The sequence below is a fragment of the Pseudomonas sp. LY-1 genome, assembly GCF_053502595.1.
Genome location: NZ_CP094353.1, coordinates 3209914 through 3231344, shown reverse-complemented (window position 1 = coordinate 3231344; position 21431 = coordinate 3209914). Strand labels below are relative to the sequence as shown.

The window sequence follows — 21431 nt, the reverse complement described above, 5'->3', positions numbered from 1 at the left end:
TCGATGAACGCCAGCGATGGAGTGCGCGTCACGCTCAGTGAATTGATTGAGATGCGCCACCGCGTGCGTGAAGTGCAGCTGTTTTCCACGCCGAGCCAGCGCAGCCCGCTGATCGGCCTGCACCACTCCAAGCTGCGCGGGCGCGGGGTCGACTTCGACCAGGTGCGCGTCTACCAGGCCGGCGACGATGTACGCACCATCGACTGGCGCGTGACCGCGCGCACCCAGGAACCGCACACCAAGCTGTTCCACGAAGAGCGCGAACGCCCGATTTTCATCATGGTGGAGCAAAGCTGCCGCTTGTTTTTCGGTTCGGGGCAGATGTTCAAGTCGGTGCTCGCGGCCCAGGCGGCCAGCCTGATCGGCTGGGCGGCGCTGGGGCATAACGACCGCGTCGGCGGGCTGGTCTTCGGCGACAACGAGCACTACGAAATCAAACCGCGGCGCAGCAAACAGAGCCTGCTGCAACTGCTCAACCGCCTGGTGCGGGTCAACCAGAGCCTGAGCACCGAGAGCGGCCCCGAAACCGACGCCCTGGGCCTGGCCCTGCGCCGTGGCCGTGAAGTGCTGCGCCCGGGCAGCCTGGTGATCGTGATCTGCGACGAGCGCGCACTGACCGAAGGTGCCGAACAACAGCTGAGCCTGTTGTCACGCCATTGCGACCTGCTGCTGCTACCGATCTCCGACCCGCTCGACCACGCCCTGCCCGCCGCCGGGCTGCTGCGCTTTGCCGAACGCGGTGCGCAACTGGAACTGGACACGCTGAACTTCGATTTGCGCCAGGCCTACAAGGCCCAGGCCGAAGCGCGCAGCGCCCGCTGGGAACTGCTCGCGCAGAAACTGCGGGTATTGCTGATGCCCTTGAGCACCCAGAGCGAAATGGTCGAGCAACTGCGCGAATACCTCAACCCGCAACGCCCGGTTAAAAAGCAATGAGCAGCCTCGACCAACTCCAACCGCTGATCGCCCCACCGGCGATCGGTTTCTGGCCGCCTGCGCCAGGCTGGTGGCTGTTGCTGCTGGTGATCCCGCTGCTGGGCTGGGGCGTGTGGTGGCTGCGCCGTTTCCTGCCCACGCGGCGCCCCGTGTCCCGCGCCGAACAACCGCTCGACCCGCTGCGCATCGCCGCCCTGGCCGAACTGGCGCTGATGCCCAGACCCTACGACGGCGCACCCGCCGGGGCCTGGCTGCAGCAACTCAACGGCCTGCTCAAGCGCCTGTGCCGCAACGACTACCCCTACAGCCAGAGCCACACCCTCAATGGCCGCAAATGGCTGGCGTTTCTCGATAACCGCTGCCCCGCCGCCGGCCTCACACGCTGGATGGTGCTGGTGGAAGGCGCCTATAAGCCCGAATGCAAACTCGACGACAAAGCCATCGCCGGCCTGACCCAGGCCGTCGACACCTGGATTCGCAAACATGTTTGAGTTCGCTTGGCCGTGGATCTTCGCCCTGCTGCCGTTGCCCTGGTTGATGCGCCTGGTGCTGCCGGCGGCCGACAGCGGCGAGCCCGCGCTGAAAGTCAGCTACCTCAGCGACCTCGAAGGCCTGGCGGGCCGCCGCGCACGCTCGAACCTGCCCGGCTGGCGGCAACAGGCGCCTTTCGTCGTGCTGTGGCTGCTGCTGTTGACCGCCGCCGCCCGCCCGGAATGGCTCGGCGAACCGCTGCCGATTGCCGCCAGCGGCCGCGATCTGCTGGTGGCGGTGGACGTGTCCGGCTCCATGGATTTCCCCGATATGCACTGGGAGGACGAAGACGTCAGCCGCCTGACCTTGGTCAAGCACCTGCTCGGTGACTTCCTTGAAGGGCGCGAAGGCGATCGCGTCGGCCTGATCCTGTTCGGCAGCCAAGCCTACCTGCAAGCGCCGCTGACCTTCGACCGCCACACGGTACGCACCTGGCTGGATGAAGCGCGCATCGGCATCGCCGGCAAGAACACCGCCATCGGTGACGCCATCGGCCTGGCCTTGAAGCGCCTGCGCCAGCGCCCGGCGCAAAGCCGCGTGCTGATCCTGGTGACTGACGGCGCCAACAACGGCGGCCGGATCGACCCGCTGACCGCCGCGCGTCTGGCCGCCGAAGAAGGCGTGAAGATCTATCCGATCGGTATCGGCGCCGATCCTGAACAAACCGGTTCCCTCGGCGTGCTGGGCGTCAACCCGAGCCTGGACCTCGACGAACCGGCGCTCAAGGCCATCGCCGAGGCCACCGGCGGCCGCTACTTCCGTGCCCGCGATGGCGCAGAGTTGCAAGCGGTCAAGGAAACCCTCGACCAACTCGAACCGGTCGAACAGCAACCGACCCAGGCGCGCCCGGCCCAGGCGCTGTACAGCGGCCCCCTGGCATTGGCGCTGATCCTCAGCCTGTTGCTGGTGGTGCAGGAGCGCTGGCCGAACAACGCGCTGCAACGGCTGTTCAACAAACTGTCGACCAAGGGGCATTTTCTGCAACAGCACCCAGAATGGCGCCAGCGCCTCAAACGCCTGCGTTTGCGGAGGCGTCGATGATCGACCTGTGGCCGCACTGGTTCCGTCCCTGGTGGCTGTTGCTGCTGCCGCTGCTCGGCTGGTTGCTGTGGCAGCTGTGGCACCGGCAAAAGCGCGCCGGGCGCTGGCAGATGATCCTGCCGCCGGCGTTCCATGCCGTGCTGCTCAGCGGTGGCAATGGCCGTGAAAGCAAATCGCCGTGGGTGCTCCTCGGTATCGCCTGGCTGCTGGCAGTACTGGCCTTGCTCGGCCCCAGTTGGCAACGGGTGGAACAGACCAGCCAGAAGCCTTCCGACCCCTTGGTGGTGCTGCTCGAACTGACCCCGGAAATGCTCGCCACCGACAGCCCGCCCAGCCGCCTGGAGCAGGCACGGCGCAAGCTGTATGACTTACTGCAGGCGCGCAGCGACGCACAAACCGCCATCGTCGTGTATGCCGGCAGCGCCCACACCCTGGTGCCGCTGTCGGACGACCTGGCCACCAGCCGCAACCTGCTCGAAGCGCTACGCCCCTCGTTGATGCCCGAGCCCGGGCACCGCGCCGACCTGGCCGTGGAGAAAGCCCTCGGCCTGCTCAAGCAAGGCGGCCTCGGCCAGGGGCGTCTGCTGCTGATCGGTTCATCGCTGTCCAAGCAGGAACGCCAGGGCATCCGCTTGCTGCTGCAAGGCGGCCAGGCGCCAAGCCTGTCGATCCTCGGCATCGGTAGCCGCGAGGGCACGCCGGTGACCCTGGAGAGCGGCGAATTCCTCAAGGACGACCAAGGCGCCATCCTCGTGCCGCGCCTCGACAGCCCGACGCTCAAAGCCTTCGCCAGCGAAATGGGCGGCCGCTACCGTGCCGCGCGCCTGGACGACAAGGACCTGCGCCAACTGGGCATGCTCGACGCGCCGCAAGCCCTGCGCAACGACGGCCAACTGCTGCACCTCGACACCTGGGCCGACCAGGGTTACTGGCTGCTGCTGCCGTTGTTGCTGCTGGCCGCGTGCGCCGGGCGACGTGGCTGGTTGTTCTGCTTGCCGTTGCTGCTGCTTGGCGCACCGCAGCCCAGTTATGCCTTCGAACTCCAGGACTTGTGGCTGCGCCCCGATCAGCAAGGCCAGTACCTGCTGAAGAAAAAACGCCCCGCCGAAGCCGCCGAACGCTTCCAAGACCCGCAATGGCAAGGCGTGGCGCTGTACGAAGCGGGTAACTACGCCGAAGCCATCAAGCGTTTTGCCGAGGGCAGTGACGCCTACTCTCACTACAATCGCGGCAATGCGCTGGCCAGGTCCGGTGAGCTGGAAGCAGCCATCGATGCCTACGAACAGGCGCTGGAAGCCCAGCCCGATCTGCTGCCGGCCCTGAAAAACAAGGCCCTGGTGGAAAGCCTGATACAACAACAGTCGCAGCCCGAGCCGGCCCCGCCCGCAAAAAACGAAGATGACGAAACCACCCAACCCGGCCAAACTGCGCAACCGGGCGCCAGCGCGCAAAGTGCCACGGGTGGCGAGCAATCGCCGCAAAACCCGGGCGAAGCCGGCACCGCCGAGACCCAGGCCGGCGCCACGCCACAAGCGGGCGGCAATGACGTGCCGGGCAGCGAGCTGGAGGACGAGCAAACCACCACCCCGCCGTTGCGCCCCAGCGGCGCCAGCCTGGACGACGAACATCGCCAGGCCCTGGAACAATGGCTGCAGGAGATCCCGGACAACCCCGGCGAACTGCTGCGGCGCAAATTCTGGTACGAACAGCAACAGCATCAGGACAAGACTCGATGAGCCGCCGCACCACCCTTCTGCTTCTGCTCGCGTTGTCGGCAAGCCACGCCCAGGCGGCGAACCTGGTCGCCAGCGTCGACCGCAGCCGCCTCAATTCCGGGGAAACGGTGGAGCTGACGGTGGAATCCGGCGACGTCACGCAGTTCGGCAAACCCGACCTGTCGCCGCTGGAGGCGCAGTTCGAAGTCAGCGGCACGCGCCAGATCAACCAACTCACCACCCTCGGCGGCGATAACCACGCCACCACGCGCTGGATCATCACCCTGCTGCCCAAGCAGAACGGCACCGTGGTGATCCCGCCGCTGCAAGTGGGCGAATACACGACCCAGCCGATCAGCCTGCAAGTGCTGGAAACCACCAGCCAGGACACCAACGCCGAACTCGCGCCGGTGTTCGTTGAATCCAACCTCGACCAGAACACCGTGTACGTGCAGGCCCAGGCCCTGTTGACGGTACGCGTGTATCACTCGGTGTCGCTGTACGACGACAGCAGCCTCACACCGCTGCAGATTCCCGATGCGCGCATCGAGCAACTGGGCGAATCACGCACCTACGAGAAGGTCATCAACAGCATTCGCCACGGCGTGATCGAAACCCGCTACGCGATCTACCCGCAGCACAGCGGCAGCCTGACGATTGCCGCCCAGACCTTCAGCGCGACCCTGGTGGAATCGCGCCCGCCGCAGGAGAACACGCTGCAGGGCACCAAGCCGGGCAAGCTGATCCACGTCAGCTCCGCGCCCCTCGAGCTGACGGTCAAGCCCAAGCCCGAGCTGTACCCCGCCGAGGCGCCGTGGCTGCCGGCACGCAGCCTGACCCTGAGCGAAAACTGGAACCCCGAGCCGGACCACGTGCAGGTCGGCGATTCCCTGACCCGCAGCCTGACGGTCAAGGCCGAGGGCCTCTCCAGCGCACAACTGCCGGCACTGCCGAGCACCGAGATCAATGGCCTGCGCCGCTACCCGGACCAGCCGGTAGTCGGCAACCAGAACAACGACCGTGGCCTGATCGGCAGCCGAGAAGACCGCGAAGCCCTGGTGCCCACCCGCGCCGGCGCGCTGGACTTGCCGGCGGTGGAAGTGGTGTGGTGGAACACCCATGAGGACCACCTCGAACGCACCCGCCTGCCCGCCCGCACGCTGCAAGTGGCGAATAACCCGAGCCTGGTGGTGGACACACCCGCGACACCGACAGTGATCACCGCCCCCGACGATAGCCGCCTGTGGCTGTGGCAACTGAGCACCCTGCTCCTTGCCTGCACCACGTTGCTGGGTTTCGGCCTGTGGTGGCGCGCACGCCGCCAACCGGCGGTGCAACGCGCGGCACAAACCGGCCCGAGCCCGCGCACCCTGCTCGACGACCTCAAGCGCGCGACCCAGGCCAACGACCCCCAGGCCACGCGCCAGGCCCTCGACGCCTGGGCCCGGCAACAACCGGAAACCCTGGCCGACATGGCGGCGCGCTTCGTGCCGCTGTCCGACGCGCTGGATGGGTTGAACGGCGCGCTGTACAGCGAAAGCGGCCATTATTGGCTGGGCGAAGAACTGTGGCGTGCGGTAAAAGCCATTCCAATGGCCGACCGCGAGCAAGACCCGACGACCGACACCACCAGCTTGCCGCCGTTGTATCCCAAATAGCCCCCCTGATACGTCACGAATCGAAAGTCGGGACGGGTGGTGGGCCAGTCAACACCGAGCAAGCGGACCCACCACGCCGATAGCGGTGTATCAGTCAATTATGATGTCGGCTGACACGCCGCCATCGGGGGCAAGCCCCCTCCCACACTGGAGCTGCGTCGTCTGATCTACATGGCCCGAACCCTGTCCTTCCGCGCCCTGAATTGCCTGCCCGCCAAGACATAACGCACACCGCATCCCCCTGTGGGAGGGGGCTTGCCCCGATGGCGATGGGCCAGACAACACTGAGCAAGCGGACCACCACCATCGCAGGCAAGCCGCCTCCCACACTGGAGCTGCGTCGTCTGATCTACATGGCCCGAACCCTGTCCTTCCGCGCCCTGAATTGCCTGCCCGCCAAGACATAACGCACACCGCATACCCCTGTGGGAGGGGGCTTGCCCCCGATAGCGATGGGCCAGACAACACTGAGCAAGCGGACCACCACCATCGCAGGCAAACCACCTCCCACACTGGATCTGCGTCGTCCGATCTACATAGCCCGAACCCTGTCCTTGCGCGCCCTGAATTGCCTGCCCGCCAAGACATAACGCACACCGCATACCCCTGTGGGAGGGGGCTTGCCCCCGATGGCGATTGGCCAGACAACACTCAGCAAGCGGCCCCACCACCATCGCAGGCAAACCGCCTCCCACACTGGATCTGCGTCGCCTGGAGCAGCGTGTGCGCAATACAGGTAAACTCCCCTCCTTTTCATCTTCTCCACGGAGCTCGCCTTGCGTCTGTTTCACACCTCCGACTGGCACCTTGGGCAAAACCTGCATGGCCAGGAGCGCGACTTCGAACACGCCTGTTTCCTCGAGTGGCTGCTGCGCCAGCTCGGCGCGCACGCGCCGGACGTGCTGTTGATCGCCGGCGATATCTTCGACACGGTCAACCCGCCGCTCAAGGCCCAGGAGCGGCTGTACGATTTCATCATCAGCGCCCACGAACAAACCCCCAACCTCACGATTGTGATGATCGCCGGCAACCACGACTCCGGCTCGCGCATCGAACTGCCCGCGCCGTTGATGCGCCGTTTGCGCACCCATGCCCTGGGCCGGGTGTTGTGGCTCGATGACGGGCAACTGGATACCGAGCGGTTGCTGATCCCGCTGCCCGGCGCCGACGGCAAGATCGCCGCCTGGTGCCTGGCGCTGCCGTTCCTGCGCCCGGCGGAAGTCACCGGGGCGCAACTGGGCGACGATTACCTGCGCGGTATCGGCCAGGTGCATGAGTGGCTGATTGCCGCAGCCAACGCCAAACGCGAGCCCGGCCAGGCACTGGTTGCCATCAGCCATGCACATATGGCCGGCGGTTCGGTGTCGGAAGACTCCGAGCGCAGCCTGATCATCGGCAACGCCGAAGCGCTGCCCGCCAGCCTGTTCGATGCCAGCGTCAGCTATGTCGCCCTCGGCCACCTGCACAAGCCGCAGCGGGTCAACGGCGAAGAACGCATTCGCTACAGCGGTTCGCCGATTCCGTTGTCGTTTTCCGAAATCGGCTACCAGCACCAGATTCTCGACGTGACGTTCGACGGCGCAACCCTGCTCAGCGTCGAACCGCGCCTGATCCCGCGCGCGGTCAACCTGCAACGCCTGGAAGCGGCGCCGCTGGCCGATATCCTCAAGCAGCTCGGCGACTTGCCGGACATCGACCTGCTCGCCGAAACCCAACGCCAGCCGTGGCTGGAGGTGCGCGTGCGCCTCGACGAGCCGCAACCCGACCTGCGCCAGCAAATCGAAACCGCCCTGCAAGGCAAGGCCGTGCGCCTGGTGCGTATCGCTGCCGAGTACGCCGGCAAACGCGGCAGCGACGACACCGACAGCGAGCGCTTGATCGAACTCGACCAGCTCACCCCCCAGGAGCTGTTCAGCCGCGCCTGGCAGGACAACTACGGCAGTGAAGTGGATGAACAGACCTTGAAGGACTTCGCGGTGCTGCTCCAGGAAGTGCAACAGGAGGGCGAACAGCCATGAAGATCCTCGCCATCCGCCTGAAAAACCTCGCCTCCCTCGCGGGCCCGTTTGAGATCGACTTTACCGCCGAGCCCCTGGCCAGCGCCGGGTTGTTCGCGATTACCGGGCCGACCGGCGCCGGCAAAAGTACCCTGCTCGACGCGCTGTGCCTGGCGCTGTTCGGTGCCGTGCCACGCCTGGGCGATACCGGCCAGGCCAAGATGCCCGACGCCGACAGCGATATTTCCATCGGCGACCCGCGCACGTTGCTGCGACGCGGCACCGGCGGCGGGTATGCCGAGGTCGACTTTGTCGGCGTCAACGGCCGCCGCTACCGTGCGCGCTGGGAAGCCAACCGCGCCCGCGACAAAGCCAGCGGCAAGTTGCAGAACAGCCGGCAAAGCCTGATCGACCTGGACAGCGACCAGTTGCTGGCGAGCCAGAAAACCGAATACAAGACCCAGCTGGAGTTGGCCCTGGGCCTGAACTTCGAACAGTTCACCCGCGCGGTGCTGCTGGCGCAGAGCGAGTTCAGCGCCTTCCTCAAGGCCAACGACAACGAGCGCAGCGAACTGCTGGAAAAGCTCACCGACACCGCGCTCTACACCCAACTCGGCCGTCGCGCCTTCGACAAGGCCAAGGACGCCAAGGACGCCCACAAACAGCTGCAGGACCAGGCCACCGGCGTGGAACCCCTGGCCCCGCAAGCCCGCGCCGAGCTGGACCAACAATTGGCCAACGCGCAGCAACAGCTCAAGACCGAGCAAGCCCAGCTCAAGCAACTGGAGCTGCAGCACACCTGGCTCAAGGAACTGCGCGAATGGCAGGAGCGCAAGCTCAGTGCCGTCGAACAGTTGCAGCAAGCCCAGCAACACTGGGACAGCCAAGGCCCGCAGCGCGAGGACTTGAGCCGCCTGGAACAGTTGGCGCCGCAGCGCCATCACTTCGCGCGCCAGGCTGAGCTCGACACCTTGCTCACGCCGCTGGCCGCGCACATTCAAGCGCAGATCGAGCAGCAAACCGATCTGCATGGCCGCCAGGAGCAAGCCCTACAACAGCAGGCATCGGCCCAAACAGCGCTGGCCGCGGCCCTGCAAGCTCAGGCCGACGCCGGGCCTTTGCTGCGCCAGGCCTTCGAGGAACAGAACACCCTCGCCCACCTGACCAAGGAACTGGCCAAGCGCGACGAGGACCAGCAACAGCACGAAACGGCCTGCGCCGAAGGTCAGGCCTTGCTCAAGGGCTTGCAGGAAAAACACACCCTCGTCGCCGAGCGCCTGCAACGCCTGGCCGCCGGCCTGGAACGCAGCGCCGCCCTCGCGCCGTTGAGCGAGGCCTGGAATGCCTACCGCGACCGCCTGCAACAACTGATGCTGATCGGCAATCGCCTGAACAAAGGTCAGGCCGAACTGCCGCAGCTTGAACAGCGCGCCACCGCCGCCGCCGAGAAGTTCGCCCAACAACGCGATGCCCTCGACCTGCTGTACCAGGAGGCCGGCGCCGAACCTCACGCCGTCGCCGAGCAGATCCAGTTACTCGCCAGCCTGCTGCAAGACAATCGCAAGCAGCAACGCGCCTTCGAAGACCTGACCCGGCTGTGGGACAACCAGCAACAGCTGGACCAGCAAGCCAGCGTGTTGACGCAGAAACTCGCAGACGCGCAACAACAACGCGATCAGTTGAACCAGACCGGCCTGCACACCAAAGCCGAACTTACGCGCGCCGAACAGACCCTGACGGTGACCAAGCAACTGCTGGAGCGCCAGCGCCTGGCCCGCAGTGCCAGCGTCGAGGAGTTGCGCGGGCAATTGCAGGATGACCAGCCCTGCCCGGTGTGCGGCAGCCAAGCGCATCCGTATCACCAACCCGAAGCGTTGCTGCACAGCCTCGGTCGCCACGACGAAAACGAAGAGGCGATGGCGCAGAAAGCCGTCGACAGCCTCAAGGAAAAACTCACCGAGCTGCGCGGTGAAGTCGGCGGTTTGATCGCCCAGCAAAAGGAATTCCTGCAGCAACAGGAGCAACTGGCAATCCAACAGCAAGCCCTGGCGCCGAGCCTGGACGCGCACCCGCTGACGGCCGCGCTGTTCAATCAGGACGCTGCCCGGCGCAGCACCTGGCTGGCCCAGCAGCTCAGTCAACTGACGCAAAACATCACCCAGGACGAGCAACGCCAAGGCGCCCTGCTCAACCTGCAACAAAACGCCGGGCGCCTGCAGCAACAGCTGCAAGCCGCCCAGGACGCCAGCCAGCAGGCCCGCCAGTTGCTGATCGACCAGCAACGCGAACTGGCCAACGACCGCGAACGCCTCGACGAAGAACTCCAGGCGTTCGCCAGCCTGTTGCCGACCGAGACACTCGAGGGCCTGCGCAGCGAACCGGCGGCGACCTTCATGCAGTTGGACCAACAGGTCGGTCAGCGCCTCGAACAGTTGGCCCATCAGCGCGATGAACTGGCCGAGCAACAAACGCGTCAGCAGGCGATCGAGAAAGAACACACCCATCAGCAACATCGCCAGCAGCAACTCGACGCATTGCGCCAGCAGGTCAACGAACTGGCCGCCCAGCAACACGCGGCCCAGGAAAAACTCACCCACCTGCTCGGTGAACACCCACGCGCCGAAGACTGGCAACAGCAACTCGAACAGGCCGTGGCGCAGTCTCGCCAAAGCGAAGCCGACGCCAATCAACAGCTGCAGGACATCCGCAACGCCTTGATCCAACTGGCCGCCGACCTCAAGGCCCAGCAAGACCGCCAGCACACGCTGCACGCCGAACAACACGCGCTCGCGACACGCTTGGCCGAGTGGCGCGCCCTGCACCCCGACCTGGACGACGCCGGGCTCAAGCGCCTGCTGGCCTTGGACGAGGCCCATGCCAGCGCACTGCGCCAGCAACTGCACAACAGCGAAAAAGCCGTCGAGCAAGCCCGGGTTCTGCTGCAAGAGCGCGAACAACGCCTGGCCGAGCACCAGGCGTTGCACAACGGCAACCTCGACGCCGAACAACTGGACGCCCAACTGGGCACGCTCAACCAGCAACTGGCCGAGGGCGAGAAACACTGCGCCGAACTGCGCGCGCGGCAATCCGAAGACCAGCGCCGCCAGGATGCCAACCACGCCCTGGCCGAACAGATCACCAAGGCTTATGAAGAATGGCAACGCTGGGCGCGCCTCAACGCGCTGATCGGCTCGGCCACCGGCGACACCTTCCGCAAGATCGCCCAGGCCTACAACCTCGATTTGCTGGTACACCACGCCAACGTGCAACTGCGCCAACTGGTGCGCCGCTACCGCCTCAAACGCGGCGGCAGCATGCTCGGCCTGCTGGTGATGGACACGGAAATGGGCGACGAACTGCGCTCGGTGCATTCGTTGTCCGGCGGCGAGACGTTCCTCGTCTCCCTGGCGCTGGCGCTGGGCCTGGCGTCGATGGCCTCGAGCACCTTGAAGATCGAGTCGCTGTTTATCGACGAAGGTTTCGGCAGCCTCGACCCGGAATCCCTGCAATTGGCCATGGACGCGCTGGACGGCCTGCAAGCCCAGGGCCGCAAGGTGGCGGTGATTTCCCACGTACAGGAAATGCACGAGCGCATCCCGGTGCAGATCCAGGTCAAGCGTCAGGGCAATGGTTTGAGCACCGTGGAGGTGAAGTGAGCGAGGCGCTGCTGTACTCGTTTCGCCGTTGCCCCTACGCGATGCGCGCCCGCCTGGCCCTGCGCTATTGCGGCGTGCCGCTGCGGATTGTCGAAGTCAGCCTCAAGGCCAAGCCGGCCGAGATGCTCGCACTGTCGCCCAAAGGCACGGTGCCGGTGTTGAGCGTCGACGGTCGGGTAATCGACGAAAGCCTGGACATCATGCGCTGGGCCTTAGCGCAAAACGATCCGCAAGACTGGTTGCTGCAGGGTGATCCCGCGGTGCTGGCGCTGATTGCCGAGAATGACCTGGGCTTCAAACATCACTTGAATCGCTACAAGTATGCCGAGCGCTACCCGGAGCGGCCGATGGAAGCGTATCGGGCCGACGGTGAGGTGTTTTTGCAGAAGCTGGAGGCATTGCTGGCTGACCGTGCGTATTTGCTCGCCGAGCATCCAAGCCTCGCGGATATGGCTGTGGCGCCGTTTGTGCGGCAGTTTGCCCATGTCGATCGGGAGTGGTTTGCGCGCACCTCATATCGACGGGTGCAGGCGTGGTTGCAGTGGTTTCTGGACTCGCCGCTGTTTATCGCGGTGATGGCCAAGCCTGAATCTGTCTGAATCGATGTGGGAGCGGGTGCGCCGGCTCCCACAGGTCGCTCAATACTGGGTTTTGTGATCCAGTGCGGCGTAGAAGTTGGCACTCTGTTGCAGGTATTTCTGGGTGTAGGCGCTGGTGCTGGATTGTTTGCCGATGATGTTCACGCTGGCCGCAGCTGGCAGTACAACAGTGGCGGAAACAGCGGAGGCGGCGATGATCGAGAAGAGATTGAAGTTCATGTCGGTAACCCTTGTGTTCGTTTGGTTGAGTGGCCGGGGAGGCCTTGGAACTCAACTTACGCCCGAGGGTTGGGCCTTAGAAATGCTTTGAAACAGTAGCTGTTATTAATCGAATTAATAAAGAGGATCAGGCCCCGACGTGCGGGGCCTGTGGCTTATTGACGCACCAGAAACTTGAGGTCGCTGGGCGCATCGATCGGTAGTTTTTGCACGGTTTTGCCGAGCAGGCCGGTGTGTGGGTCGCGTTCGACCACCACGATTTCATTGCTTTTCTGGTTGGCGATCAGCAGGAACTTGCCGCTCGGGTCCAGGCTGAACTCGCGCGGGTGGTCGCCGTCCACGGAACGGCGCTGCAGTTCCTTGAGATGCGCGGTCGCCGGATCAATGCTGAACACCAGCAACTGATTGGCCGTGCCGCGATTGCTCACGTACAGGAACTTGCCATCGCTGGAAGCATGCAGCGCCGCGCCGGCCTTGTCGGACACCGGTTGCCCGGCGGCGAAGTCCACCAGTTGGGTTTGGTTGAGCGTGCCATCGTGGTAATCGAACACCGCGACCTGAGCGCTCATCTCGGTGGTCAGCCAGGCATGCTTGCCGTCCGCGCTGAACAGCAAATGCCGCGGGCCGCTGCCCGGCGGCAAGGGCACCGACGCCGGGTTGGCCGGGGTCAGGGGCTGTTCAGGGTTGGCCTTGGGATCGTAGCGGTAGGCAAACACCTTGTCCGCGCCGAGATCCTGCACAAACACATACTTGCCATCCGGCGCCGGCACCACCGAATGCACATGGTTGGACGCCTGGCGTTGCGGGTTGACGCGGCTCGCCGGGTGCCCGCTCAACTGCACGGGCGCCGCCAGTTTGCCTTGGGCGTCCAGCGGCAGAATCGCCAGGCTGCCGCCCGGGTCTTCAAGCACTGAATAGTTGGCGACGAACAGGTAGCGGCCATCGGCGGCTACGCTGGAATGCGTCGGCTCGCTGCCCAGGCTTTGTACCTGGTTGATCAGCGTGAGCTGATGGTTCTGCGGGTCGATGCGGTAGCTGCTGACGCGACCGACCGCGTCCTGTTGGCCGGGGCCGTTTTCATTGACGACAAACAGATGCTGCTGATCCTTGGAGACGGTCAGCCAGGACGGGTTGGCCGTTTTCGCCGCCAATACCGGCTTGCCCTGGAACCGCCCGGTGCGGCTGTCGAATTGCAGGCGATAGATCCCTTCGCTGCTGCCGGCGGTGTAGCTGCCGACCAGCAGTTCATGGGTGTCGGCCGGTGCAGCCTGTACCGACATCGCCCCGACGCTGCCCGCGATCAACAAGGGCCAGAATTTACGCATCAGCATCCGCTTCATCCTCGTCATTGTTATTGCCGGTGAAGGCATTCACGCAGACCAGGCGGTGCTCGCCCACATCACCGGTCAGCGTCCAGCTTTGCAGAGTCTCATCGAAGACCGCGGCCTGCAGCTGTTCCAGACTGAAACTCCAGCGTTTTTGCGCACGGCCATCCATGGCGATGATCAGCAGCTTTTCTTCATCCAGTGCGAACTCGAAGGCATGCAGCCCGTCGATTTCAAGCATGTCGCTGGTGGCAAGGACGGCCGTCAAAGTAGTAGTCATCACAGTCTTTCATCAGGTTCAAAGGGCTAATGATAGGCCACTTTGCCGCCAGGACCTAAAACCATAACCGGCTACCGCATCGGCGCCACACCGCGGATTACCGTGCGCGGGCACGTCTTTATTCAACGTAAAGGAATACCCATGCCAGACCGCAATCCCCCCCTCGCCGCCGACCCGCTGCGGGAAGCGCTTGAAGCCCAGTTTCTCAAGCGCCCGACACTGCGCGCAGTCACCGCGCAGATGCTGGCGCGCAACCTGGCGGAGAAATATCCGCCGTTGACACACCCCCTCGCCGACCTGCGACTGGCCGTGCCCCGTGACGGTGGCGGGCGGGCGTTGCTGCCGTTGCTGGAGGTCGCGCTGAGCCATCTCGCCGACGGCAGCTTTCCCGATGTGTCGACGCGCCACGGCCTGGATAGCTACTTGAGCGATGCCAGCGGCACGCGGCTCGGTTATCCGGCCAATGGCGCCCACGCCTATGATCTTGACGTCATCGAAGCCGTCATTCGCGAACTGCCGTCGCTGCTGTTTATCGGCTTCCAAGACGCCATGGCCAGCTATTGGGGCGAAGACAGCGACGCCGGCGGCAGCCGCTGGAAATGGCTGGCCGACGTGCTGCAAGGCACGCTGCTCGACGCCGCCGCACGCCACGCCCAACCGCTGGACATCCTCAATACGCTGGCGCGCTACCCAGACCGTGCCACCCGCGCACGCCGCCCGGCCCCCGACAACGCGATTCATGCCTATACGCTAGAGGCGCACCTGACGCGCGCAGGCAGCCTGCTCACGCTGCAAGCGAGCGACCTGCTGGTGGTGTGCCGCGAGCAGGTGTTGCTGTGCCGTCTATCCGGCGCAATCGAGACCTACCCTGACCTGGACGCCTTCGGCCAGGCCTGGTCCGACCACCTGCAACAGCGCTTCAGCGTCGACAGCATCACCTGGCAGCAGTACGAACCCGACGGCAATATTTTCGAGGTCCAGGCCGCGCTGATCCTCAACCAGCAATTGGAGGACCTGGCCGCCCTGCAACTCCCGGCCAACAGCACGGTGCAGGCCTTGGAACAACAGTTTGCCGACATCACCCAACCGGCGCGGTTTTTCGCCCGCGCCCGCGGCACGGCGCTGGCCACGCTGGCGTCTCTCCAGGCCGCCCTGCCCGACTGGCTGCAACGCGCCAGCGCCGCCGACCGCCTGGCTTACCGCGAATGCCTGCTTGAACAGGCCGGGATCAAGCGCCAGACCCTCGGCGATTCCGACTTCGATGGCCTGGAAACCCTGCATAGCTATGCCGCCGAGCACTTGAACCATCAACTGTGCCTGGATCGCGCTGTCGCCCTGGGCGGCCAGCGTACCTGCAACGACGCGGCACGCGCCGCCGGCTACCAGGCCGACGAGTTGACCCTGACCTTTCATGTCGCGGTGGGCAGCCTTGCAGGCGGTTACCTCGCACCGGTGTCCATGAGCCTGGTGGACCTGGCGCTGAAGAACCTGTCGGGAAGCCCCAGAGGCCGCATGACGCTCAGCCATCGCAGCGGCCGGGCGCTCGAAGCGTGGTTGACGCCCGCCTACGTGCTGCAACTGGTCCAGCGTGTGGACATCGGCAACAACTATCCCGCCTACCTGCGCCGGGAACTGATGGGCGACACCGCCGCCGCGCGCAAACGCCAGCGGCTGTTCAACCAACAGCGGCCCCTGCACCTGAAAACCCAGGCGCTGGAGCACGCGCTCCGCGGCGAAGCCGGCCTGACCGCGCGCGGCGCGCGCTGTGTGCGGGCACTGCTCGCAACCAACCCGCTGGCACGCCGGGTCGATGGCGACGAAATGGTCATCCGCCCCCTGGCCTTTCTGCGCACGCCGGCAGCCATAGCGGACGTGGTGCAGAACATGTTCATCATCGAACCGCTCGACACCCGGCTGGGGCCGCACCTGCTGTACCGTCCGGCCTATCGCGACGCGCTGCTCGAGTACAGCAGCCGCGAACACCTGCTGGCGGCCATTGTGCAACCCGGTGCGCTACAGGACAGCGTGCTGACCTGGCTGCCCGACCCGGCCAGGGCGATCTACAGCAACGGCGGGTTCAGCCAGCCGCACATCCTGCGCATCGGCATCGGCTCGGAGTTCGACCGGCTGCCCGAGGTGCCCAAACCCGCCGAATTGGCGCCGGCCGGCGATGCGAGCGGCGACGAAATCCTACAAGCGCTCAACCACGGCAGCCTGATGGACTATCTGTTCGGCTGCGAAACCCGCCAGTTGCTGGACCAGGCCGAGCGCGAGTCGACCTCGAACGCGCAAAGCCGCTGGGCGTTGATCCTCGAAGGCATGCAATTGGGCTTCAACACCTTGTTGATGGCCGTGCGCGGGCCCCTGGCGACGATCGGCTGGCTGATCCAGGCGACGCAAAGCCTGACCCAGGACCTGCCGGCGCTGGAGAGCCCTGACCCTATGGCGAAAGAGCTGGCGTGGGTCGACCTGCTGCTCAACATCGGCATGCTGCTGGTGCATCAAGGCCCCCTCAGCGCGCACAGCGCCAGCCTGCCGCTCGACGAACAGCCCGTCACGCGCACGCCCTTCCGACGCCCGCCCGGCCTGGCAACCCGCCATGCAGCGGCGGTCGAACGCGGCGTCATCGGCCTGCCCAGCGAACCACCCGGCGGTGGCCGCACGCCGTTGGACTTCGACCATTCGCTGGCCGGCGACACCGCCGCGGCCGCGCTGCTGGAGAAACTGCGCGCCGTCAACATGCCGTGGCCCGTGCCCGTGCCCGCTCCCGCGCCACTCGACACCGGGCCTCACCAAGGTTTGTACCGCATCAACGGCCAGTGGCATGCCTCGGTGGCCGGGCTGTTATTCAGGGTGAGCATCGTCCCGGGTTTTGCTGACGTGTTCATCGTTCATCCGCAAAAACCCGAACATCCCGGGATTTTGCTGAGAACCGATGGCAACGGCCATTGGTCGCTGGACCGCGGGCTCAAACTGCTGGGTGGCGGGCCCAAGCGCCTGGCCGCCTTGCGCGAAGAAAACCTGCGCAAGAAACAAGAAGTGCTCGCCCGGGTGCAAGTGCTCAGTGAAGACATGCAGCACCTGATGGCGCCATTCCAGGCAGCGAGCACGCAGATATCACCCGCCCTGGACGCCTTGGTCAAACAACGCAAAACCGCGCAGCTGGTGTGGAACCTGCTGCAAAAAGCCAGCGACCAGCAAAGGCCCGCCCTGGAAACACGGCACCAGCGCGAAACCCTCAAGCATCAGCAATTGCGCACCGAATTCCAGATTCTGCTGGAGAACCTGGAATTGCTGTTTGCCCAATCACTGGCGCCGCGCCTGGAGATGGTCAAGCTCGGCGTAGAACTGGAAAAAGTCGGCGGCGCCGGCGTGCATGTGCATGACCGCGCAAAAATCCTCAAGACGGTCTGGGACCAACAACTGTTTATCCACGAGATGCTCCTGGGCCGGTTGAATGCCATGCGTTTTTCCGGCGCGGGCGAACCCATGGCACGAATGGCGCGCCGCATGTTCGTGAATAACTTGCTCGGCGACTCGACGGTCTACGACGAATACGTGCGCAACGCCATCGAGTCAGCGAACATCCGCCAGCACATGGCCGAGGTTTCCGTTGCCATGGAAACCACCCTGGAACAGCTGGAAAACGATTCGCTGGCGGGGCGCACGATACGCCAAGAGTTGCTGACACAGATCGAATACCCGCAGAACTTTTTCCCCGACAACCTGCGGCTCAACGCCCTCGACTACCTGGCCGTCAGCAGCGTGGAGATGACCGATGTACGCCTGCCGCCGCAGGAAGAGCTGTACGTCAAACGCCTGGAGCAAACCGACCTGAGCGCGGCGCTGCTGTCTCACGTCGAAGTGCGCAGCAGCACCGAATACACCCTGGTCGAACAACGGCAGGTGTACGAGAGCGTGCTGAAAAAGTACCGCCGTTATGAAGAGGCGATCCGCGTACTCAAGGCGCTCAACCCGAGCCGCCTGCGCCCGCAGGCCGAACGTCTGCTGGCGGGCCTCGAATACGCCCAGGCGCTGGCGAACAGCGAGCTGGAATCGGTGGTGCGCAAGCAGGAAGCGTTGGAGGTGGTGCTGCCGCTGTCGAAAACCCTGCGCGCCAAGGCGCCGACAAAGCGCGTGTTCAAGACCCGCAAAAAAGAGTATTTGATCGGCGAACTCAAGCCGGCCGATGCGCAGAACGCCGAGGAGCACTTCACCCTCACCGATACGCTGACCGGTGAAGCCGTTGCCTCTTTCAACAAGCACGCGGACGGCTGGGCGACCACCGCCGAGCCGCCTTCCCAAGCCCCCACGCAGCCCCCGCGAGGCCGCACGCTGGCGACCCTCAAAGGTTTGGCCCAGACGCTGATCGAACAGCGCCGCGACATTGAACGCGTCATTACCGCCGACCGGCAAAAACTCGACTCGCCGCGCACACGCCAACAGGTCAACCCGGGCGACTGGGATGAACTGCTCAGCGGGCACGCGGACAAGCTCACCGCGCTGGCCGAGGAAATCCAGCGCGACCACCTCGACAAACCCTCGGCCCAGGACCTGATCGACGAGTACCAGGCCCAGGCCCGCGATATGCTGCGGCTGGCGGAACGGGTGTGCAGCGAGGGCTACAAGCGTCAATGGCCGACCCAGGAGAGCCTCGAGTATCTGTGGCAACACCAGCAGATCGATATCAACCTGACCAGCCTGGCCGACCCGCAACGGCCGACCCTCAGTGGCGATTTCTTCACCGAATACGCGGTGTATGACAAAGCGAAAAAACCGCCGACGGTGCTGTGGTATGCCCACTTCCATTACGCCAGCGCCGACGCCCCGCCCGCGCGCTATACCCGCGCCCATCTGAAACTGGCGGAGCAGCGCAAATACACGCAGAAAGATTTGCTCAAGCAACACGTCCAGAGCAGCTTGCGCAACCCCCAGGAGCCGGGCGCCGAGCCGATCAGGCGGATTGTCTACGTATTGATCACGCCGCCGGTGGATCAGTTGTTCCTGGCGATCGCGCCCATACCGCGCGCAAGCCGGTGAGCGCAGCCTGACGTTGCCGGTGGGGGCGCAACCGCCCCCACCGCCGCACTCAGTGGGCGAACAGCGAGTTGCCTTTCTGCCCGGCCAACTTCTCCGGTTTGATCAGGAACCGCGCCAGCGCCGGCAGCAGCCACAGCGCACCGAACATGTTCCACAGCAGCATGAAGGTCAGCATCAGGCCCATGTCGGCCTGGAACTTGATCGCCGAGAAGATCCAGGTACACACGCCGATCGCCAGGCACAACCCGGTGAACAGCACCGCCTTGCCTGTGGACTTGAGCGTCTGGTAGTACGCCTCTTGCAACGGCAGGCCTGCGCGCAGGAAACTTTCCAGACGGCTGTAGATGTAAATGCCGTAGTCCACGCCGATGCCCACGCCAAGGGCCACCACCGGCAAGGTCGCGACCTTGACGCCGATGCCCATGAACGCCATCAGCGCGTTGCCCAGCACCGAGGTCAGCACCAGCGGCAGCACGATGCACAGGGTCGCCGCCCAGGAGCGGAAGGTGATCATGCACATGGTCGCCACGCACAGGTACACCAGGATCAGGATGGTCAGCTCCGACTCCTTGATCACCTCGTTGGTAGCGGCCTCGATCCCGGCGTTACCGGCGGCGAGGATGAACTCCAGGCCGTCCTTGTTGTTTTCCTTGGCGAAGTCCTGCACCGCATGCACGGCGCGGTCGAGGGTTTCGGCCTTGTGATCGTTGAGGAACACCAGCACCGGCGCCAGGGAGCAGTTGTTGTTGTACAGGCCATCGGCGCGGGCGATGGAGTTGTTCAGCACATCCGGGTTGCGCGACAGGGTTTCCCATTTCAGGTTGCCCTCGTTCATGCCCTTGATCATCTGCTTGGACACGGTCACCAGCGAGATCGCCGACTGCACGCCCTCGGTGTTCTGCATCTTCCACATCAACTGGTCGATGGGCGCCATGGCTTCATAGCGCGAGCAGCCTTCGGCCTTGGTCTTGACCATTACCACCAGCACGTCGGAACTGGTGGAGTAGTTGCTGATGATGAAGTTGTTGTCCTTGTTGTAGCGCGAGTCCGGGCGTAGCTCCGGCGCGCCCTGGTCCAAGTCGCCGATCTTGAGGTGCTGGCTGTACCAGAGGCCGCCGCTGAACGCGACCAGCGCCAGGGCGACGGAAATCGGCGCGACCTTCGGGTTGGCGAAATTCGACAGCAGGCGCCAGAACGGGTGTTCGCGATTCGCGTCTTTCTTGCTCCTGGCCACGGCGCGCTTGCTGATGCCCGCGTAGGAAATCGCCACCGGCAGCAGGATCAGGTTGGTAAACACGATCACCGCCACGCCGATGGACGCGCCGATGGCCAGTTCCCGGATCACCCCGATGTCGATGATCAGCAGGGTAATGAAACCCACCGCATCCGCCAGAATCGCGATCATCCCCGGCAGGAACAGTTGCCGGAAGGTCCGCCGTGCGGCAGTCAGCGCATTGTCCGCGTCGCTCGATTGCAGGGCGATACCGTTGATCTTCTGCACGCCGTGGGAAATACCGATGGCGAAGATCAGGAACGGCACCAGCATCGAATACGGATCGAGCCCGAAGCCGAAGAAGTGCATCAAGCCGAGTTGCCAGACCACCGCCACCAGCGTCGTGCTCAACACCGCGACGGTGCTGCGCAGGCAGTTGGTGAACCACAGCAACAGCACCAGCGTGATGACGAAGGCAACGCCGAAGAACAGCACGACCATCACCAGCCCGTCGATCAGGTCACCGACCTTCTTGGCGAAACCGACGATGTGGATCTTGACGTTGGGGTTCTGCGCTTCGAACTTGGTGCGGATCTTGTCTTCCAGTTCATGGGAGAACTGCCGATAGTCCAGCGCCAGCAACTTGCCCTGGTCCTGCGGGTCCGGGTAGGACTCCAGCAGCGGGATGTCGACAATGCTCGACTTGAAGTCGTTGGACACCAGGCGCCCGACCTGGCCGGACTTGAGCACGTTGTTGCGCAGTTGATCGAGGCTTTGCGGCGAGCCGTTGTAGCTCTGCGGGATCACTTCCCCGCCGGCAAAGCCTTCCTCGGTGACTTCGGTCCAGCGCACGCTGGGGCTCCACAGCGACTTGAGGCCCGAGCGGTCGACGCCAGAGATGTAGAACACCTCGTCGTTGATCTGCCGCAGGGTCTCCATGTAGTCCTTGGTGAAGATGTCACCGTCCTTGGCCTCCACCGAGATACGCACCGTGTTGCCCAGGTTGGCCAGGTCGTTGCGGTGTTCCATCATCTTTTCGATGAAGGGGTGCTTGAGCGGGATCATCTTTTCGAAGCTGGTGGAGGGGCGAATCAACGTCGCCTGCCAGAACAGGAAAATACTCACCAGCAGGCAGATGACGATCACTGCCGGGCGGTTGTTGAAGATCAGGCGCTCAAGAAAGGTCGCTTTATCGTTGTGATGACTGCTCATTCTTTCCCC

The 21431-nt window shown here is 64.5% G+C and carries 13 protein-coding genes; 9 read left to right on the top strand and 4 right to left on the bottom strand.

Annotation, left to right across the window (positions count from 1 at the left end):
* The first annotated feature begins 3 nt into the window (after positions 1-3).
* From MOQ67_RS14780 to MOQ67_RS14745, 8 genes are all read left to right on the top strand, one after another.
* On the top strand, positions 4-936 hold the full coding sequence (locus tag MOQ67_RS14780) for a DUF58 domain-containing protein (RefSeq protein WP_017846483.1): 933 nt from the start codon (positions 4-6) through the stop codon (positions 934-936).
* Complete coding sequence (locus tag MOQ67_RS14775; RefSeq protein WP_017846484.1) at positions 933-1427, top strand: DUF4381 domain-containing protein; 495 nt, start codon at positions 933-935, stop codon at positions 1425-1427. Before MOQ67_RS14780 ends, MOQ67_RS14775 begins: the two co-directional genes overlap by 4 nt.
* Positions 1420-2508 (top strand): vWA domain-containing protein, encoded by a 1089-nt coding sequence (locus tag MOQ67_RS14770; protein WP_126585567.1) that lies wholly within the window; start codon positions 1420-1422, stop codon positions 2506-2508. Before MOQ67_RS14775 ends, MOQ67_RS14770 begins: the two co-directional genes overlap by 8 nt.
* Positions 2505-4244 carry a tetratricopeptide repeat protein gene (locus MOQ67_RS14765; RefSeq protein WP_198718220.1) on the top strand — a complete coding sequence of 580 codons (1740 nt, stop codon included), beginning with the start codon at positions 2505-2507 and terminating at the stop codon, positions 4242-4244. The genes MOQ67_RS14770 and MOQ67_RS14765 overlap by 4 nt, the downstream gene beginning before the upstream one ends.
* Positions 4241-5881 carry a BatD family protein gene (locus MOQ67_RS14760; protein WP_017846487.1) on the top strand — a complete coding sequence of 547 codons (1641 nt, stop codon included), beginning with the start codon at positions 4241-4243 and terminating at the stop codon, positions 5879-5881. The genes MOQ67_RS14765 and MOQ67_RS14760 overlap by 4 nt, the downstream gene beginning before the upstream one ends.
* A gap of 776 nt (positions 5882-6657) precedes the next feature.
* Positions 6658-7899 (top strand): exonuclease SbcCD subunit D C-terminal domain-containing protein, encoded by a 1242-nt coding sequence (locus MOQ67_RS14755; protein WP_448675944.1) that lies wholly within the window; start codon positions 6658-6660, stop codon positions 7897-7899.
* Positions 7896-11534: an AAA family ATPase gene (locus MOQ67_RS14750; RefSeq protein WP_198718222.1), complete on the top strand. Its 3639-nt coding sequence runs from the start codon at positions 7896-7898 to the stop codon at positions 11532-11534. Before MOQ67_RS14755 ends, MOQ67_RS14750 begins: the two co-directional genes overlap by 4 nt.
* Complete coding sequence (locus tag MOQ67_RS14745) at positions 11531-12133, top strand: glutathione S-transferase (protein WP_193040387.1); 603 nt, start codon at positions 11531-11533, stop codon at positions 12131-12133. The genes MOQ67_RS14750 and MOQ67_RS14745 overlap by 4 nt, the downstream gene beginning before the upstream one ends.
* A gap of 39 nt (positions 12134-12172) precedes the next feature.
* On the opposite strand, the gene MOQ67_RS14740 is transcribed toward MOQ67_RS14745, so the two are convergent.
* The 3 genes from MOQ67_RS14740 to MOQ67_RS14730 form a co-directional block, all read right to left on the bottom strand.
* Positions 12173-12352: a hypothetical protein gene (locus MOQ67_RS14740; protein ID WP_046490937.1), complete on the bottom strand. Its 180-nt coding sequence runs from the start codon at positions 12350-12352 to the stop codon at positions 12173-12175.
* Positions 12353-12507: 155 nt separating this feature from the next.
* Positions 12508-13683 (bottom strand): lactonase family protein, encoded by a 1176-nt coding sequence (locus tag MOQ67_RS14735; RefSeq protein WP_104903321.1) that lies wholly within the window; start codon positions 13681-13683, stop codon positions 12508-12510.
* Positions 13670-13957 carry a DUF5629 family protein gene (locus tag MOQ67_RS14730; protein WP_079444024.1) on the bottom strand — a complete coding sequence of 96 codons (288 nt, stop codon included), beginning with the start codon at positions 13955-13957 and terminating at the stop codon, positions 13670-13672. Before MOQ67_RS14730 ends, MOQ67_RS14735 begins: the two co-directional genes overlap by 14 nt.
* 141 nt (positions 13958-14098) lie before the next feature.
* Here MOQ67_RS14730 and MOQ67_RS14725 point away from each other — a divergent pair, with 141 nt between their 5' ends.
* A complete protein-coding gene (locus tag MOQ67_RS14725; RefSeq protein ID WP_198718223.1) occupies positions 14099-18997 on the top strand; it encodes a DUF6543 domain-containing protein in 4899 nt (1632 codons plus the stop codon).
* A 49-nt stretch (positions 18998-19046) separates the two neighbouring features.
* Here the strand turns inward: MOQ67_RS14725 and MOQ67_RS14720 are convergent, their stop codons facing one another.
* Entirely contained in the window at positions 19047-21422 is a 2376-nt protein-coding gene (locus MOQ67_RS14720; RefSeq protein ID WP_017846495.1) for an efflux RND transporter permease subunit, read from the bottom strand.
* Positions 21423-21431: the final 9 nt, after the last annotated feature.

Excerpts from the sequence above, each read along its gene's own strand:
- MOQ67_RS14780 (WP_017846483.1), top strand. The coding sequence starts at position 4 with ATGAACGCCAGCGATGGAGTGCGCGTCACGCTCAGTGAATTGATTGAG.
- MOQ67_RS14775 (WP_017846484.1), top strand. The coding sequence starts at position 933 with ATGAGCAGCCTCGACCAACTCCAACCGCTGATCGCCCCACCGGCGATC.
- MOQ67_RS14770 (WP_126585567.1), top strand. The coding sequence starts at position 1,420 with ATGTTTGAGTTCGCTTGGCCGTGGATCTTCGCCCTGCTGCCGTTGCCC.
- MOQ67_RS14765 (WP_198718220.1), top strand. The coding sequence starts at position 2,505 with ATGATCGACCTGTGGCCGCACTGGTTCCGTCCCTGGTGGCTGTTGCTG.
- MOQ67_RS14760 (WP_017846487.1), top strand. The coding sequence starts at position 4,241 with ATGAGCCGCCGCACCACCCTTCTGCTTCTGCTCGCGTTGTCGGCAAGC.
- MOQ67_RS14750 (WP_198718222.1), top strand. The coding sequence starts at position 7,896 with ATGAAGATCCTCGCCATCCGCCTGAAAAACCTCGCCTCCCTCGCGGGC.
- MOQ67_RS14740 (WP_046490937.1), bottom strand. The coding sequence starts at position 12,352 with ATGAACTTCAATCTCTTCTCGATCATCGCCGCCTCCGCTGTTTCCGCC.
- MOQ67_RS14735 (WP_104903321.1), bottom strand. The coding sequence starts at position 13,683 with ATGCTGATGCGTAAATTCTGGCCCTTGTTGATCGCGGGCAGCGTCGGG.
- MOQ67_RS14730 (WP_079444024.1), bottom strand. The coding sequence starts at position 13,957 with ATGACTACTACTTTGACGGCCGTCCTTGCCACCAGCGACATGCTTGAA.
- MOQ67_RS14725 (WP_198718223.1), top strand. The coding sequence starts at position 14,099 with ATGCCAGACCGCAATCCCCCCCTCGCCGCCGACCCGCTGCGGGAAGCG.
- MOQ67_RS14720 (WP_017846495.1), bottom strand. The coding sequence starts at position 21,422 with ATGAGCAGTCATCACAACGATAAAGCGACCTTTCTTGAGCGCCTGATC.